Annotated in this window: 14 protein-coding genes; 3 read left to right on the top strand and 11 right to left on the bottom strand. The window is 42.5% G+C overall.

Annotation, left to right across the window (positions count from 1 at the left end):
- Positions 1-95: 95 nt before the first annotated feature.
- Entirely contained in the window at positions 96-977 is an 882-nt protein-coding gene (locus ACQKMP_RS28890; protein WP_042188762.1) for a polysaccharide deacetylase family protein, read from the top strand.
- Between the two features lie 131 nt (positions 978-1,108).
- Here the strand turns inward: ACQKMP_RS28890 and ACQKMP_RS28885 are convergent, their stop codons facing one another.
- On the bottom strand, positions 1,109-1,768 hold the full coding sequence (locus ACQKMP_RS28885) for a 3D domain-containing protein (protein ID WP_042188764.1): 660 nt from the start codon (positions 1,766-1,768) through the stop codon (positions 1,109-1,111).
- 400 nt (positions 1,769-2,168) lie between these two features.
- On the opposite strand from ACQKMP_RS28885, the gene ppk1 reads away from it, so the two are divergent.
- Positions 2,169-4,283 carry a polyphosphate kinase 1 gene (ppk1, locus tag ACQKMP_RS28880; RefSeq protein ID WP_427472297.1) on the top strand — a complete coding sequence of 705 codons (2,115 nt, stop codon included), beginning with the start codon at positions 2,169-2,171 and terminating at the stop codon, positions 4,281-4,283.
- Here the strand turns inward: ppk1 and ACQKMP_RS28875 are convergent.
- The 6 genes from ACQKMP_RS28875 to glgB all read right to left on the bottom strand — a co-directional run bounded on the left by ACQKMP_RS28875 (position 4,231) and on the right by glgB (position 11,956).
- Positions 4,231-5,760: a Ppx/GppA family phosphatase gene (locus ACQKMP_RS28875; protein WP_427472295.1), complete on the bottom strand. Its 1,530-nt coding sequence runs from the start codon at positions 5,758-5,760 to the stop codon at positions 4,231-4,233. The two genes, ppk1 and ACQKMP_RS28875, sit on opposite strands and share 53 nt — an antisense overlap.
- A 157-nt stretch (positions 5,761-5,917) precedes the next feature.
- Positions 5,918-6,640 (bottom strand): amino acid ABC transporter ATP-binding protein, encoded by a 723-nt coding sequence (locus tag ACQKMP_RS28870; protein ID WP_042188767.1) that lies wholly within the window; start codon positions 6,638-6,640, stop codon positions 5,918-5,920.
- The gene (locus ACQKMP_RS28865) at positions 6,627-7,292 is read right to left on the bottom strand and encodes an amino acid ABC transporter permease (protein WP_042128253.1); all 666 of its coding nucleotides are present in this window, start codon (positions 7,290-7,292) and stop codon (positions 6,627-6,629) included. The genes ACQKMP_RS28870 and ACQKMP_RS28865 overlap by 14 nt, the downstream gene beginning before the upstream one ends.
- 106 nt (positions 7,293-7,398) lie before the next feature.
- Positions 7,399-8,217 (bottom strand): transporter substrate-binding domain-containing protein, encoded by an 819-nt coding sequence (locus ACQKMP_RS28860; RefSeq protein WP_042188769.1) that lies wholly within the window; start codon positions 8,215-8,217, stop codon positions 7,399-7,401.
- A 328-nt stretch (positions 8,218-8,545) separates the two neighbouring features.
- Positions 8,546-9,970, bottom strand: coding sequence for a glycogen synthase GlgA (gene glgA, locus ACQKMP_RS28855; RefSeq protein WP_042188772.1), 1,425 nt, complete (start codon positions 9,968-9,970; stop codon positions 8,546-8,548).
- Positions 9,971-10,018: 48 nt separating this feature from the next.
- Positions 10,019-11,956, bottom strand: coding sequence for a 1,4-alpha-glucan branching protein GlgB (glgB, locus tag ACQKMP_RS28850; protein WP_427472292.1), 1,938 nt, complete (start codon positions 11,954-11,956; stop codon positions 10,019-10,021).
- A 216-nt stretch (positions 11,957-12,172) separates the two neighbouring features.
- Between glgB and ACQKMP_RS28845 the strand changes: the two genes are divergently transcribed.
- Positions 12,173-13,396: a glucose-1-phosphate adenylyltransferase gene (locus tag ACQKMP_RS28845; RefSeq protein ID WP_339241566.1), complete on the top strand. Its 1,224-nt coding sequence runs from the start codon at positions 12,173-12,175 to the stop codon at positions 13,394-13,396.
- A 97-nt stretch (positions 13,397-13,493) separates the two neighbouring features.
- On the opposite strand, the gene ACQKMP_RS28840 is transcribed toward ACQKMP_RS28845, so the two are convergent.
- From ACQKMP_RS28840 to ACQKMP_RS28825, 4 genes are read right to left on the bottom strand one after another with little or no spacing between them, the layout of a single operon-like run.
- The gene (locus tag ACQKMP_RS28840) at positions 13,494-14,552 is read right to left on the bottom strand and encodes a GNAT family N-acetyltransferase (protein ID WP_427472290.1); all 1,059 of its coding nucleotides are present in this window, start codon (positions 14,550-14,552) and stop codon (positions 13,494-13,496) included.
- Between the two features lie 11 nt (positions 14,553-14,563).
- The gene (locus ACQKMP_RS28835) at positions 14,564-16,021 is read right to left on the bottom strand and encodes a sensor histidine kinase (RefSeq protein ID WP_042188776.1); all 1,458 of its coding nucleotides are present in this window, start codon (positions 16,019-16,021) and stop codon (positions 14,564-14,566) included.
- Positions 16,018-16,716, bottom strand: coding sequence for a response regulator transcription factor (locus tag ACQKMP_RS28830; protein WP_042128265.1), 699 nt, complete (start codon positions 16,714-16,716; stop codon positions 16,018-16,020). The genes ACQKMP_RS28835 and ACQKMP_RS28830 overlap by 4 nt, the downstream gene beginning before the upstream one ends.
- Positions 16,709-17,998, bottom strand: coding sequence for a hypothetical protein (locus ACQKMP_RS28825; protein WP_427472288.1), 1,290 nt, complete (start codon positions 17,996-17,998; stop codon positions 16,709-16,711). Before ACQKMP_RS28825 ends, ACQKMP_RS28830 begins: the two co-directional genes overlap by 8 nt.
- Positions 17,999-18,013: the final 15 nt, after the last annotated feature.

The raw sequence follows: 18,013 nt of genomic DNA, 5'->3' as shown, positions 1-18,013 counted from the left end.
CCAATACTGTATTGTTATCAGCATAAATCTACCCATCTATGGAGATAACAATTAAGAATATGACGGTGATCAGGTAGTAAAGGAGGCAGATGGGGATGTATTTTCAACGGAGAGGTCAGAAACTGCTTATAGTATTAGGAACAATCATAACTATGCTATTCCCAACCTATTCTTCAGAGGTTGCGTCAGCGCCTGTGCAGAGTCAGAAGACTCCGCAAGAACAAACACAAAGTGTACCCGCTTCAGACGAAGATACGGCAATTTCAGCAGGTAGCGCTGCTACAAATAGTTCGACGCTTAACAGCAATAAAAACACTAAAGGTCTGACATTAAGTCAGCTGTTACACAAATACCCAGAGACTTTTAAGACTAGTGGACCTCGGAATAAAGTCATAGCACTTACTTTTGATGATGTTCCTGATCCAAGATTTACCCCCCAATTGCTTAGCATCCTGAAAAAATATAATGTCAAAGCAACCTTCTTTGTGGTGGGAAGCCGAGCAAAAAAACATCCAGCTTTGGTGAAAAGAATGATTAGAGAAGGACATGCGATTGGAAATCACTCGTATAACCACCCTCAGTTTGTGAAGCTTGCGATGAATGATTTTCAATCACAAATCATAAAGACCGAGGATATTATACAAACCTTGGCCGGATATAAACCACGACTAATTCGCCCACCCTATGGGGATATCAGTGAACAGCAGCTTAAATGGGCAAAAAGCCATGGCTACACGCTCGTGAATTGGAATGTGGACTCATTGGACTGGAAAGGACTTTCCAAAAACCAAGTCAGAAATAATATTCTAGCCCATATTGGAAGAGGAGCGATTATTCTTCAGCACGGTGGAGGCGGTCCAGGTAGTCATCTACAAGGAACGATTCAGGCTTTACCTGAAGTAATCACTATTATGCGCAAGCGGGGCTATACATTCGTTACCGTTCCTCAATTACTTCAAGTGTCCAAAAGTAAATAAATTTTCCAAAAATATATATTTAATAATACGCAAAAAAACGGAGGCAGCCGCTAAGGACTCCCTCCGTTTCCTGTGTAACCTTATTTTAGAACTTTTCATATCTCATAGGTATTCTCTCTATTTTTATCTTTCTATTTAACAATGTATAATTGTACATATTGATAACCGAATGACGATACAAAGCTTTGGCTACCAGGGATAAAGATATCGATACGATTGCCTTTTATAGCACCGCCCACATCCGTTGCCGTTGCTAAGAATGCATCTTTAGGCAATCCATCATGTGAATGGCCTGTCACCAATACTTTGGTACCGAGAGGAATCACATTTGGATCAACAGCAATAGTTCCAAGCTTGAGAGAATTTCCGAAATAATCTACTGCACCCCATCCGCCGTTCTCACTGCTTGCAGAAGAATAAGCTGAAGCTTTGACTTGAATCGATTTGTCATAATTAAAGGACTTACCCCATGCTTCAACTGTTTTGGACTCTGAGTTTACATTCAGACTTGGTGTAATCACTGGTGATTTGTCAGTTGTAGTTACGGACTCAGCCTGCATCTTACTAGGGATAGTAATTTCAAGACCTTCGTAAATGTTAAGTGCTGCAACGTTTGGGTTTGCTTTCATTAATTCATTCACACCTACATTATATTGCTTGGATAAAGTATAAAAAGTGTTGCCATCCTTAGCGATATGAACGCTGTCTGCATGAGCTGGAACGGCATGCAGTAATGCACTGATTCCCATAATTGCAGCAAGGGTTTTAATTGTTCTAAATCTGTTCTTCATAATTGCCTCCTCATTAGATGGGCGTGAACGGTATCACTTCCGTATACGCTCGTGTACATTTTAAGTACTTATGTACAACCCGTGTGTGATTTCTTGATGTGTTGCAGTCTTTTGTAAAACTGACAGGACTTAATATATCACAATTTTGTAACCTGTGCTTATGTAATTGTTACCATTGTGAAAAATCAAGTTTCAATATTGTCATTTTTTCGGATTATGGTTAACATATTTTTCATTATGTAAACTACATTAAAAGATACATGCACCATTTTTTAAAATTATCATATAAAATTCCCGAAGATTTTACATAGCGTTAACATTTCATGCTTTATCCAATAGTAGAATGATAGAATATGATAAATAGAATAGATATAGACAACGAATCATATTTGGAGGTCCCATGAATACAGAAGAGAATAAAAATAACCAAAGCAGCCCAGCCACTGCTTACCTCAATAGAGATTTGAGCTGGATCGAATTTAACCGACGCGTGCTGAAAGAAGCTCAAGACCCTGATAATCCGCTAATGGAGCGGGCTAGATTTCTGGCTATCGTCTCAAGCAATCTTGATGAATTCATAAGCGTTCGAGTGGCAGGAATTCAAGATCAAATCCGGGCAGGCTATACTAAAAAAGATTTCACTGGCTACACCCCTTCCGGGCTATACAAACGTCTCATCAAGCGAGTTACCAAAATTGTTGCCGACCAATACCGAATTTTCCGTGATATTTCACGGAGCTTGCATAAAGAAGGTATCGTTTTTGTTGATTATGAGGATCTCACTCATGCACAAGAACAGTCCATAGAACAATATTACCGGGATATCATTTATCCTGTACTTACGCCAATGGCTGTAGATCAGAGTCGACCGTTTCCACTCGTTCATAGCCAATTTATCTATTTAGCAGTAGTTCTTACTCGTAAGAATGGCCTTGAAGAAGAGCCTTTTTTTGCTATTCTGCAAATTCCATCTAATCTGCCAAGATGTATCCCGCTACCACACCGGTCTAACAGTAAGAAACGGCAGTTCGTATTTATAGAGGATGTCATCCGTCATCACATTCAAACTTTATTTAGTGGTTATGAGCCCGTTGCCGTTAGTGAATTTCGTTTGACCCGCAACTCTGATCTCACGATCGACGAAGAAGGGGCCGAGGATCTTCTAGAAGAGATTGAAAAGGAGCTGCGCAAGCGTCGCCGCGGTGTTCCAGCAAGACTTGAAGTACAAAAAGGAATTCATCCATATGCCTTGGAACAGCTGCAAGCTGAGTTTGAAATTGAAGATTTCGTATTCGAAATTGAAGGTCCGCTAGATCTAAGTTTCCTTCGTAATTTCGCCGGCAGTATTAAGGGCTTTAGTTACTTAAACTATCCAAGCATTGAACCCGTCTACCCTGCTGAATTTGAAGAGAACGAGGATTTCTTCGAGGTATTACGTGAGCGAGATGTCCTGGTCTATCACCCTTACGAATCCTTTGATGCGATGACGGACTTTATCATTCAAGCCTCAGAGGACGAACAAGTGATGGCCATTAAGATGACTTTATACCGCGTGAGCGGAAACTCTCCTCTGATCACTGCACTCGCTAATGCTGCTGAATCCGGAAAACAGGTAACAGTCGTTGTTGAGTTAAAAGCCAGATTTGATGAGGAACGTAACATTGCTTGGGCCCGCCAACTTGAAAAATCCGGATGTCATGTCGTTTATGGTCTTGTTGGTCTAAAAACGCATGCCAAAGTCACCTTGATTGTCCGTCAGGAAGGCCATGAATTACGTCGTTACGTGCATGTAGGCACAGGAAACTACAATGACAGTACAGCCAAAGTCTATACGGATCTCAGTCTATTTACTGCTCAAAGCGATATCGGACTTGATGCTTCCGAACTGTTTAATCAAATGACTGGCTATTCCGCTGATTTTGACTGGAATTCCTTCATTGTAGCTCCAACGGACATGAGCCTTTCCTTACAAAAGCTGATGAAGCGTGAAGCGGAGCATGCTGCAGCTGGAAGACCTGCACGTATCATTGCCAAAATGAACTCACTCTCTAATCAACAAGTCATCGACGATTTATATGGTGCCGCACAGGCCGGTGTATCTATCGATTTAATCGTTCGGGGGGTTTGTTGTCTTCGTCCGGGGATTGAAGGTTTGAGCGAAAACATTACGGTTCGCAGTATTGTCGACCGCTTTCTGGAGCATTCAAGAATTTACTATTTTGAAAATGGCGGGAAGCCTGAGGTGTATTTATCTAGTGCAGACTGGATGACTAGAAACCTAACCCGACGGATCGAGCTGATGTGTCCGGTAAGAGACAGCAATATTCGTAAACAAATCGTTAAGATTCTTGAACTATCCCTTAAAGATAATGTGAAGGCCAGCTTCTTACAGCCTAATGGGTATTACGAGCAACCAGACGACAAAAAGGCCCCTTTCCGGAGCCAGTTCGCAGCAATGGATGTTACACGTTGGAAGGAAAATCGAGTTTCACCTTCACCGCCCAAGCATTCTTAAACGCTTTTAAGGCATTCTCAATGTCCTCTAGACCAATCAGAAGCGCTGAAGCGCCCTCAAGATCCAGATTAAGAGTATTGCCGTGGAGATTAGCCTTCAGGCCGCTTACAATCCCGATCTCGGTGCTGTCTAGTGCAATGCTTAGCTGCACAAGCGATCCGAGCTTATGAATCCACTCTTCGTCGGAAGGCAGTAAAATGTCCTTATACATCTGGGACAATTTCTGCTTCCGGCTTTTTGTGCTATACGAGGCAATCATCGCGCACAGGATAAGCTGGCGGTGTGTCAGTCCACGAATCGGTGAATTCATCAGCCAATACAGGGTGTGTCGTTTAGATTGATAATAGTTAATGTTAGACCCTGTCCGATGTAGCATGATGGATACATAAATTAACATCTCATGTTCAGCTTTATTCTCCTCATCCTTGAACGCGTCAAACAGACTTAGAGCAAGCTTGTTAATATGATCTAAATACCGTTTAGAAGTACGAATATCAAACCGAATAATCGTATTTAAACTGTATTCAAGCGCACTGTCTCGCACCGGTTGCTCCGGCTTCAGTAGATCATGTAGCATACCTTCCCTGAGCCCCTCCCCGCTGATTACAGCCTGGCTAGCCCCAATATACTGATATACCGTATGGAAAATAATCAACCCGGATACGATGATATCTGCTCGACTCTTAGACAACCCATCTAAGTCTTTACGCTTATCATAAGGCATTGAAGGTAATGTGTTCATAAAATGCTCAATCGTCTCACTGGCCATGGTGTAACCGTGAGAGTTAGGTAATGAGTATGCTCTAGTCTTTTGATCCAGCTTACCTAGAGAACGAACCGTACCTCCCAGACCAAACAGTGGAAGACCTGCTATTGAGTTAAGCCAATCATGCTCTACCAATCTCCCCAGAACATAGGTCTCGAGCTTCTGAATCTGCTCTCCATTCCAGTTCCCACCTTGACCAAACATAAGATTGGTATTCACCGCTCCGAACGGAAAGGAAATACTATGTTGATAACGCCGCCCGCGAAAAAGTGTGATTTCAGTACTCCCGCCACCAATATCGATGACATAACCATCTTCAACATTAAATGCATTTATGACACCTAAGAAGCCAAAGTAAGCTTCCTGATGACCACTGATAACCTCAATGGGTATGGTTGAAGCTTCTGACAAAAAGGCAATAATTTCACTGGAGTTAGCAGCATTTCTGATTGCTGCTGTAGCGCCCGCACGAATGGTTTCTACATCAAAAGCATTGCAGATCTCCTTAAACTGGCGCAAGACTGGGATGATCGTCTCCATATCCTTCTGCTCCAGTCGACCTTCCTTCGTAATCTTCTCACTAAGACGCGCAGAGTACTTACACTCCTTGATGATCTTATAGCCTCCCTCCGGCGTTGTATCATAGATTACAAGACGTATGGAGTTAGAACCAATATCGATAATGCCTATCCGGCGCAGATCATCTTTCATTATGTATGTACTCCTTTTCAAGTTGTTTGACCATCTATTATACATGGTTTACATAAATAAATGAACTCAGTCCATTATATCCTCAAATTATGCAACTGTTAAAAAAATAAAGCGGCACCCGGATAACTTGCCCGAGCGCCGCTACAATTTGACTTACTTATAACACTTTACTTAAAAAATCCTGTGTACGTACATGCTGAGGATTTCCGAATACTTGTGCAGGTGTACCCTGCTCTACAATCACGCCGCCATCCATAAATAGAATACGGTCGCCCACTTCGCGTGCAAAGCCCATCTCATGCGTAACTATGACCATTGTCATCCCATCTTCTGCAAGCTTCTTCATAACCTCCAGCACCTCACCGACCATCTCTGGGTCAAGGGCTGAGGTTGGCTCGTCAAAGAGCATCACATGAGGCTGCATCGCCAGCGCCCGGGCAATCGCGATCCGCTGCTTCTGTCCTCCTGACAGTTGAGCAGGATAAGCATCCTTTTTATCTTCTAGGCCTACAGTCTTGAGCAGCTCCATTGCGAATTTATCAGCTTCGGACTGCTGCTGTTTTTTCACCTTAATCGGTGCTAGTGTAATGTTCTGCAGAACTGTTTTGTGAGGAAAGAGGTTAAACTGCTGAAATACCATTCCCATCTTCTCACGTGTGACATTAATATCGTGCTTTTTGGAGGTAATAGATTCACCTTCAAAAGTAATTTCGCCACCAGTTGGCTGCTCCAGGAGATTCAAACAGCGCAGAAAGGTACTTTTACCCGATCCACTCGGTCCGATAACGACGACGACCTCACCTTTATGAATCTCCAAGTCAATTCCCTTGAGAATTTCCAGCTTTCCGTAATTTTTTTGCAAGTTCTTAACGGCGATCATCGGTATTCAGCCTCCTTTCCAGTCTACCCAGGATCTTCGATAGCGTAAATGTCAGCACAAAGTACATAAATGCGATAATTACAAGTGGTGTCATACCATCGTAAGAAATCGTTGTAACCGTTCGTGCTTGAAACATCAAATCCGTAACGCCGATAAAAGAAATAATCGATGATTCCTTGATAATGGTAATAAATTCATTTCCGATTGCCGGAAGAACACTCTTGAGTGCCTGCGGGAGTATGATATGGCGCATAGTCATCCCTTGCTTCATTCCAAGCGAACGGGCTGCCTCCATTTGTCCACGATCTACCCCTTGTATCCCAGCACGGAAAATCTCTGCAAGGTAAGCAGAACTGTTAATGGATAGAGTGATTGCCCCCGACTGAATCGGTGTAAACTCAATCCCGAATGTAGCCAATCCATAATGGATCAGAAACAGTTGTACAAGCATAGGTGTACCACGAAGGAATTCTACCCAGGCTGTTGCCAAGAAGCGAAGCACACCCCATTTGGACATACGTAGCAAGGAAACAATAATCCCTAGAATAAAACCAAAGAAGACGCCTAGAACAGCAAGCAGCAAGGTATACTGCAAACCGGTTAGGAAAAAATCACGATAATCATAAGCCATTTTAAATAAAGTAATGTCCATAACCTATCCTCCCATCTCCAAAAAAATAGAAAATAGCTTATTGTCGCTATTTTCTGTATACACATACAATTTACTTTAGCAGACTTTAAAAATATCCGTTGTTTCTTTACTTCGTGCTATCTGCAAGCTCACTAGCTGCCGTTACGTACTCATCAATTTTACCTTCTGAGTTTAAACGTGTCAGTGTGCTGTTTACTTGATCCAGTAGCTCTTTGTTTCCTTTTTTAATACCAATAGCATAACCGTCATCTTCAACTTCTGGCTTAGCATCAGTAATTACAAGACCAGGAACATTCTTAACGAATGATTTGGCGACGGGCCCTTCAATGATAGCAGTATCTACACGATTGGATTGCAATTGTAGAACGATTTCGGAGATTTTACCAAGCGAAGTGATTTTCGCTCCCTCGATCCCTTTAGCAATTTCTTCTTGAATGGATCCAGTCTGCACACCAATTTTGGTACCTTTTACAGCATCCATAGTGGCGTATTTATCTTTGTCCGCTTCGCGCACAACAATCGCTTGCTCAGCCTTGTAATAAATGTCTGAAAGATCAACAGCTTTTTTACGTTCTTCCGTCGGGCTAAGTCCAGAAATTACAATATCTACTCTTCCGCTGGACAATTCGTTCAATAGTGAGTCGAATGGCAAGTCCTTAATTACAAGTTCAGCACCCATATCAGCAGCAATTTCCTTAGCGATATCGATATCGAAGCCCACGATAGTATCTTTACCGTCTACTACTTTATGGAATTCGTACGGAGGAAAATCTGCACTTGTGCCCATAGTAAGCTTCTTAGTAGCCCCACCGTTAGTTGCATTTCCACTTGCAGCGGTATCACTATCATTTTTATTTTGACCGCAGCCTGACAACAGGCCTACTGCTAATAACATACCTAAACTAAGTTTACCCCATTTGTTCATTTCTATATCTCCCCTATTCGTATGAAAAAAATCCAAGTTGTCTCTTTGACCGACTTATTATAAATCAGAACGCATGAATATGCAAAGGCATAATTGTGACAATAACTTCCTTTTAATGGGTTTCAAAGCAAAGAATTCATTCTTCTGAAACATATTATTCAATATTTATTCAAATTTTATATAATTTTATACATTTTTACTATTCCCTAACTTAACCAAATCATGCGGCAAATCGCCCCTAATTTTCATTAATAAAAGGAGTGCACTAAAGTATGAGTTATACTTCAGTGCACTCCCTTATTAACCTATTACGGAATCTAATGAATCCTTATTCCGTAATTTCATTATAAATATCAATGTACTGTTGCGCCGATACATTCCAGCTATAATCGCCAGCGAATGCGTTTTTCGTAATCTTTTTCCAGTGTTCAGGCTGCTTGTATAATGAGATCGCCCGGCGAAGTGTAAACATCATATCGTGGGCGTTGTAGTTACTGAATGTAAAGCCGTTCCCTTCACCGGATTCTTCATTATAAGCTTGAACTGTGTCATTCAGGCCACCAGTTTCCCGCACAACAGGTATGCTACCATAGCGTAAAGCGAGAAGTTGACTGATCCCGCAAGGTTCAAACTTGGAAGGCATAAGAAAGATATCACTAGCAGCATATATTTTGCGTGAGAGTGCATCATTAAAGAGGATTTGTGAAGATAGCTTTGTCGGATAACGCCAAGCCGCTTCCTTAAACCATCGCTCATAGGACTCATCCCCCGTTCCAAGCAGAACAAATTGAATGTCATCCTTATACAATAGCTCATCCAATACACGCGTAAGCAAATCTAAACCCTTGGAATCCACAAGACGAGTAACCATAGCCACCATCGGAATATTAGCATCCACAGGTAGTCCTAATTCCTCCTGCAAGGCTAATTTGTTCTCCGTTTTCTTCGCCAGATTAGAACGATAACGGGTAGCAAGACTTGTATCTGTTGCAGGATTATAACTTTTTGTATCTATTCCATTCACAATACCGCTCAAAACATCCGCTCGCGCATTCAACAATCCATCCAGTCCGTAACCATAATAAGGTGTTCGAATTTCTTCCGAGTAGGTTGGACTTACTGTGGTGACACGGTCGCTGTATACAATGCCACCTTTTAAGAAATTCACATTCCCGTAATACTCCACGCCTCCAAAATAACTGCTGTCAAGACCCAATAGCTCCCCAAGCACCTCATATGGAAACACACCCTGATACAACAGGTTATGTATGGTAAATACACTTCGCATTTCGCTGTAAAATGGATTGTGTCGATAATGACCCTGAAGCAGCATTGGGATTACAGCCGCATGCCAATCATGGCAATGCAAGACGTCCGGCTGAAAATCAATAGCTGGCAGACACTCCAGCACCGCACGATTATAGAACGCGAAGCGTTCCCCATCGTCCATATATCCGTAGATTCCGTCCCGTCCAAAATAATATTCATTGTCGATAAAGTAAACGGGAATACCGTCATAAACCATATGTTCGATCCCGCAGTATTGATTACGCCAACCGATTGGCACATACACTTCTGTTAAATGCTCCATTTTTGAAGTGAACTTTTCTGGAATCCCACGATATTTAGGCAAAATCACTCGTACATCTACCCCGGCACCCTTCAGTGCTTTAGGTAATGCCCCAATGACATCGGCCAGACCACCCGTTTTGATAAATGGATGAGCTTCAGCTGCGGCAAATAAAACTTTCATGATTATTTCCCCCTTTAAAGTGTACGGATTCTCTATTCGTTCTTTAATCTATGACTCATTTGCCTCTTTACTCTTACCCACTCGTGACGTTTTCTTAAACACCAGGAAGCTAAGAGGCGGTAATGTTAGCTCTATACTGTTCACCTGATTATGCCATTCTAACTTTTTGCTCTTCTGAGGCAAGTTGTGTATACCCGAACCTCCGAACGCTACATCTTCCGAGCTAAAAAGTTCTTCATAGGTCCCTGGGCGTGGAACCCCTATACGATACTGTTGACGCTGGACAGGTTGAAAATTAATGATAAACAGCAACGTATCTCCAGGCTTCTTGCCTTTTCGCAGATATGAAATTACGCTTTGTTCATTGTCATCTGCATCAATCCATTGATAACCCTCTTGGGAATGATCAAGCTCCCACAGGGCTTTCTCCGAGCGATACAGTTTATTAAGTGCAGCTGTGTAAGCTAGCATGCCGCGATGGCTGTCATAGTCCAGCAGTAGCCAATCCAGCTGCTCCTGATCCTTCCACTCAATAAATTGACCAAATTCTCCACCCATGAACAGGAGTTTCTTTCCGGGATGAGATATTTGATAACCAAGCAGCTGTCTAAGTCCTGCGAACTTTTGTTCATAAGAACCGGGCATTTTGTCCAGTAACGACTTTTTGCCATGTACAACCTCATCATGTGATAACGGTAATGCATAATTTTCGGCATAAGCATAACATATTGGAAATGTTAATAAATTATGATGATGAGGGCGCCCCCCAAAATCATGTTCTATGTAGCCCAATGTGTCATTCATCCATCCCATATTCCATTTGTAGTTAAAACCGAGGCCACCTTCATGAGCTGGTGCTGTAACTCCCGGCCAAGCACTAGATTCTTCTGCCATCATTAATGCCTTAGGAAAATACTGAAATATCGCCTTATTCAGGTTCTGAATAAATTTGATGGCCTCTAGATTCTCCAGACCACCATTCACATTGCGTCGATATTGATGAGCTTGCTTTTCAAAATCGAGACGAAGCATGCTGGTAACCGCATCTACACGCATCCCGTCAATATGATAATACTCAAACCAAAAGAGTGCATTAGAAATGAGGAACGAAGAAATCTCAGGCTTGCTGAAGTCGAACGATAGGGTTCCCCAGCCTGGTTTTTCCGCTAACATTGGATCTGCATATTCATAAAGTGGCGAGCCATCAAACATTCTTAAACCGTGTGCATCCTTTGCAAAATGGGCCGGAACCCAATCCAGAATGACACCAATTCCAGCTTGATGCAAATGATCGATTAAATACATCAACTCATGGGGTTCACCATATCGGCTCGTAGCCGCAAAATACCCCGTACCTTGATAGCCCCATGACAAATCGTATGGATGCTCAGCAAGCGGCATAAACTCAACATGGGTATAACCCATTTCCACCAAATAAGGAATTAATAATTCACTCATTTCCTGATAGCTGTAAAATTCCCCATCTTCTTTTTGACGCCAAGTTCCAAAATGCATCTCATAAATGTTCATCGGTTGATGATATGGAGCTTTACTCTTTCTCCGCCATGCAGCATCTCCCCAACGATAACCACTGAGATCCGTAACAACGGATGCAGTCGCCGGTCGAACCTCAGCTTTGAAGGCAAAAGGATCCGCTTTTAGGAAGCTGGAGCCATCACTGGCAACAATCCTGTATTTGTAAAAAGTTCCCGGCTGTATTCCCGGAAAAAAACGACTCCAAAATCCTGAATCGGGTATCTTATATAACGAGTCCATGTCCTGCGTTCCATCCCAGCCATTATGATCACCAGCTAGTCCTACATATGTCGCATGAGGAGCCCACACGGTAAAGCGCACGCCCGTAACGCCTTCTTCAGCGGCAGTGTGCGCACCCAGCATAGAATAGCTGCGATAATTGGTGCCCTCATGGAACAAATAAATATCAGATGCTGACGGAAGGGTATCGATTGTTGCTTTTTCAGCCAATTCTACACCACCTTTTTTGAATGCTTGTACCTATTACATTACCCGAATATTACCATTTTGAAAATGATTTGATGTGAAAACAAAAGATTTTCTGATAAAGAAATATTAATTGTAATTTTTCTTTTTACACAGCAATATACTTCACCTATGTCGTTTCAAGTGCTTGTCGTGAGTTTATATATCAAGCATTGACAAAATAAATGGGAGGGATAACAAATGAATAACAAAAAAGATTGTATCGCCATGCTCTTGGCAGGAGGGGAAGGCCGCAGATTGGCTCCCTTGACTTCCAGTATGGCTAAGCCTGCAGTCCCTTTCGGTGGACAGTATAAAATTATTGATTTCCCACTAAGTAATTGTGTAAATTCTAAAATTGATACAGTAGGTGTCCTGACGCAATATGAAGCTGAATCCTTACATGAACACATCGGTGAAGGTGAACCTTGGGGTTTACATAGTCAAAAGGATAAAGGTGTAACCCTGCTTCCTTCCGGTGTTGAAGGCAGAGACAGCTATACAGGAACTGCTGATGCGATTTATAAGAATATTGAGTATATCGATAGCCGTAATCCAGAACATGTTCTCATTCTATCCGGTGATCATATTTACCATATGAATTACCGGAAAATGTTGGATTACCATGTAGAGAAGGCTGCAAAAGCCACCATCTCCGTAATGGAGGTTCCTTGGGATGAAGCTAGTCGTTTTGGAGTGATGAACGTAAATGATGAACTAAAAATCTCTGAGTTTGCGGAAAAACCAAAAGTACCTAAAAGTAATTTAGCTTCTATGGGTATATATCTGTTTGAGTGGGCTTATCTGAAGGAGCACTTGTTGCGGGATGCAGCTAATCCTAATTCCAGTCATGACTTTGGTAAAGACGTTATACCAACGATGCTTGATCAGAATGATGATTTATTCGCTTACCGCTTCAAAGGATACTGGAGAGATGTAGGTACTGTGGGTAGTCTCTGGGAAGCACATATGGATCTTCTGCAAAAAAACAATGGCATGAAGCTCGACAAAGCTCATTGGCCGATGTATAGCCGGAGTCGCCGGACTAAGCTTGCTGTTCATAAACCACGTGTTCAGATTCCATCAACGGACTCTCTCGTGAATGAATTCTGCACGCAAGAAGGCAGCTTGCAACGTTCTGTAATCTTCAATGGTGTGGAAATTGGCAAAATGAGCCAAATTAAACAAAGCGTTATTATGCCTGGCGTTCGCATTGGACGTGGAGTACAGATCGAAAATGCCATTATTGGCGAAGGCGCCATTATTAAGGATGGTGCTGTCGTCAAGGGAAGTATTAATAATATTGTAGTTGTTGGACCTAATGAGACCGTAGCTCCTAAGCCAGCGGTTCGAAATCAACCCTCCCGTCTGTTTCAGGATGTTTATGAGAAGACAGGACGTCTACGGGAAGTTCTCCCTTCATAAAACCATTATATATATAAATACTTTATATAAAAAGGGGCTGTTGTCCTGGTCGAACATGACCAGAGCAACAGCCCCTTCGGTTGTTAGAAGTTAACCTTTATGATTCATGGAGCGCTAACCATTCTCGATCTAAAATACTCATTTCCACACAATCTACATATTGCTCCCCAAACAGCGCTGATTCGCGCTCTACACCCTCCCGCTTAAAGCCCAATGCTTCATAGGTTTTCAGGGCAACAGTGTTGAAAGCAAAAGCTCCCAGAGAAATACGATGCAGATCCAAGCTCTCAAATCCGATCCGGAGCATTTCATTCATCATCCTTGTTCCAAAGCCTCTGCCCTGATAATCAGTATCTACTACTACTCCGCCAATACGTGCAGATCGATTCGCCCGGTCTATGGCTGAAAAACTGATGTGTCCCACGACCTGCTGAGTAGCTTCATGCACCGCACAGAAAATAAGGCGATCAGAATTCGCTGGATGATTAGCCCCATCTAAATACTTAGTAAGCTGGTCATCGTCAAGAGGAAAAGTTAGTGAAGGTCCAGCCCATTGCTTCAGATACTCAGGTGAGACACTCCATCGTTTCAGGTGCTCAAAGTCCGATTCAGAAATAAATCTAAGAATCAGACGATCGGAATCAGGTTGTTCCTCAAAATGCTCATACAGGTTCACTAAACGACCATTTCCCATATCGTTAGTACCCATGTAATGAAAACCCATGCTCTGATAATAACGATTGAGTTTAATGTTATGTGCGACGGTATCAAATCTGAGTCCTCTGCAGCCAAGTTCTTTGGCTCGCACCGCAGCATATTTAAGCATATGCTGACCAAGTCCCTGACTGCGGTGTGAACCCGCTACAGCTAATCTATGCAAATATGCATAAGACTCATCGTTTTTGCTTCCCCAGTATTGAGGATCACTGAATTGTAATGTGAACATTCCAACTACTGCTTCATCGTCAATCGCAAGATAAACATGTCTATCAGTGAAATAGCCTGTGATATCATTCTCGTTAAATTGGCCGGGGGTCCATTGCTTAATCCCATTTCGTTCCATCCAATTTGCTGCTTCCTGCAGCAGCCTCAAGATATCACCAGTCCGATCAGGTTCTCCACGAACGATCCTAATCGAATTCCCCCATACTTCCATTTCCATACCTCCTAGACATCTGATTCAGGTAAGGTAGCTGTTATTTGTGCTACATGATCTGAATTGACTTCAGGCAGCTTCTCAGTAAGTGGCAAGATTACGGTAACTTCAGTTCCACTACCTAGCTCACTTTCCATTTCAAGCTTCCCATGGTGAAGTTCCACGATTTGTTGTGAGATGGCTAGACCTAAGCCCGTTCCCCCGTTCAACGCATCCACTTGAAAGAAACGGTCTTTCACTCTGGAGATATGTGCTTCACTAATCCCAATCCCACTATCACGAACCATGATAGCAGTCTCTGTAGCCGAAATTCTCTTCGCAGACAATTCTATACTGGACTCCTCATGTGAAAACTTCACGGCATTGTCTACCAGATTCAAGAACACTTGTTTTAGACGATTGGCATCCCCTTTAACATAGATCCCGTCTTCACATTCAAGAAGCAGGTGAATCCGTTTCTTCTCCGCCTTGGCCCAAATATTAAGTATAGTCTCCTGAAGTAACACTTTCACGTCAACAATCCCAATGGACAGCTTCATTTGGTTCTGCTGCAGCTTTGAAAAGTCTAGAATCTCCTCTACTAGACCAATCAAGCGTTCACTTTCTTTGGAAATGATGCTGACTCCAAGCTTCGTCTCCTCCGGATCATAGCCACCAGAGACCAAGGTTTCACTCCAGCCCTTGATACTAGTAAGGGGTGTCCGAAGCTCATGTGAAATGGACGAGATGAAATCATCCTTAATCTGATTACTGCGCACAATTTCCTGAGCCATATAATTCAGCGTTGAAGCCAAGTCACCAATCTCAAATTTGTAATTCCCCTTAATCCGCACATTAAATCTACCCTTAGCCATTTGGGCTGATACCGCCGTAATGTTATTGAGCGGCTTTACGATTGAATTGGCAAGTCCGAAGCTGAACACGATAACAACAGCCATAACAGCTGCACCTATTCCAATTGACAGTAACGTAAGATTAAGCAAATCGTTGTTGATACCCTCAAGTGAAGTAAGATATCTTAGAATATACGTATCACGTCCGTGAACCTGCAGCATCTTGGACACAGCCATAACACTCTCGTTAGTACCACTCTGGCGTCCTACCCAGCGGCCAATACTGCCCCCTACCGCTTCAGGGACGTCACTAGTTGTAATCGTACGATCAGGCTGAAAACCGGTTGAACTGGTAATCATGTCACCATTCATGGTCAATACTTCTAGCTCTGTATTGGGCAGCTCAAATCTATCCAGCAGTACTTGCAGCTGATTCGAGTTGTTATCGCCATCTAGCTCGTATTTATGAAAAAACGACTCTGCCGTGGTAATGTGATTTTTCATCTTGCTATATACACTGTCATAATAATACGTTCTGATGGCAAGCAGGAAGATAACTTCTACGAGGAGAAGCGCCAAAAAAACTACAAGAATGTAGTGTAGAACAATTTGTCTGCGCATCCCCTTCTTAATCATTGTACTTGGCCTTTCCATCTATATCCGTGTCCCCATACCGTTTGCAAAAATTCTGGCTCTGACGGATTATTCTCTATTTTTTGACGCAGACGACGAATATTCACATCCACAATTTTGGGATCACCCATATACTCCTTGCCCCACACATGATCCAGCAGAAGATCGCGGCTGAGCGGTGTATTTTCTTTTTCGAGGAAGAATTGAATCAACGAAAATTCCGTTGGCGTCAGTTCAATCGCTTCATTATCACGTTTAAAATGTTTGGAAATAAGATCCAAGGTAAATGGCCCTGAAACGAATGAAACTTTCGCTGACTGTTCACGATGAACGTTCACTCGGCGCAGCAAAGATTGAATTCGAGCAATCAGTTCTGTGGGGCTGAATGGCTTGCTAACATGGTCATCCGCTCCTACAGACAATGCATACACTTTATCTTGCTCTTGAACCTTGGCTGTCAGAAAAATAATACCCAAACGCTCATTGGTTTCTCTGACCCGTCTACATACTTCAAATCCATCAATACCCGGAACCATTACATCCAACAGAGCGATATCAATATCAGGGATCGTGGTTAACTTGTGAAGAGCTTCATGCCCATCCGCAGCCTCTATCACTTCGAACCCATTACGCTTCAAGTTAATGACAATAAAACTACGAATGGACTCCTCATCTTCCAGTATCAGTACTTTACTCATCTATTCCCTTCCTTTCTATAGGGGAAGCAATTTTATTGCTTCCTTCCTTTGTTGTACTTTGTTCTAACTTACCGCGGTAGGCGATGACCTTGTCTGCATCACGTGCAAGCAAATCCCAACCGTCATTTTTTACGCGATCCCATTCTGAAGGAGAAAAGAAGGAAACCTCAGCAACCGTCTCACCGGTATCTGACATGATAAACTTAAGGTTCTTATCCAGAACCGATTTCGTATCAACTGTCACCTTTCCATGCCATTCCGGAGAAAAATTAATATTGAATCGATCCGATGGATCATGATATAGCTGGGTTGCGAAGGTCAGACCTTCTTTCCCATCCCATTTATAATAGGAGGTAAAGTATGGAATTTCAGCTGGATCGAAATACTCCCATCCTTTAGGCGCCTCAAGCAATCCAATTTCAATAATGCCATCATGATCAATATCTTCACTTGCAATCCGACGATCTTTATAAGTCCGCGCATCGCCTGGTAATGCCACACGCAGCTTGTTATTCTCCATAACGACAATAGAGGTATAGGCAGATTGGGAATCCACCGCAGCATCCAATACGATTCCTTCTTTATTCTCTGAGATTTTTCCTGCAACAATATTGTAATAATTATTAAAATAAGGATCGATATTATCAAGCTTATCGAGTACCTTAAAGCCATCATTGTACTGATAGACCGAAATGGTTGCAAATTCATTTCTTTTAAAGTAAACAACGGTTATGTCTTCAATTCCATCCCCATTAAGATCATCAATCATATATTTAGTATAAGGATGTGAAAGCACTTCTTCTAATGTTCCGCTGGAATAGCTATAGACGACAAGACCCTTTTCTTCACCTTGTGAATAGCCGGTAACAATTTCAAGCTTCCCATCACCCGTCATATCCTTCAAATCAACCGATTCCAGCACAGACCCGTCGCCATCGAATACAAGTTTTTTGACCCATGTGTCGCCCTGTTTCTCCAGTATCATCCCGTGAATCTGTACGGCTTCACCTGGAGTCCTATAGAACACTAGCGTCTCCATAACTCCATCCTTATTGAGATCCTCAGTAAAGATGGTACTATCATCGTCATTGGTCGGACGAATCAACGTGGAACCTGCTGGCTTAAGTGAATTAATAGCAGCCATAAGTGTTGCTTTGTCAGCAGACAATTGTGGGGATTTCATCTTAGAAACAGGATCACTGATGAAAGTACAACCCGACAGTACGGATAACGTCAGCGTTGCGGCTACAAAGCACCTAAGACTTCTCATATTCAACTTCATCACTCTTTTCCTTAT

The organism is Paenibacillus sp. NPDC101420 (assembly GCF_050277435.1).
In the GTDB taxonomy this organism is placed as follows: domain Bacteria; phylum Bacillota; class Bacilli; order Paenibacillales; family Paenibacillaceae; genus Paenibacillus_AQ.
Note: the sequence above shows the minus strand (reverse complement) of the source record. Positions and strands in the feature narration are given on the sequence as shown.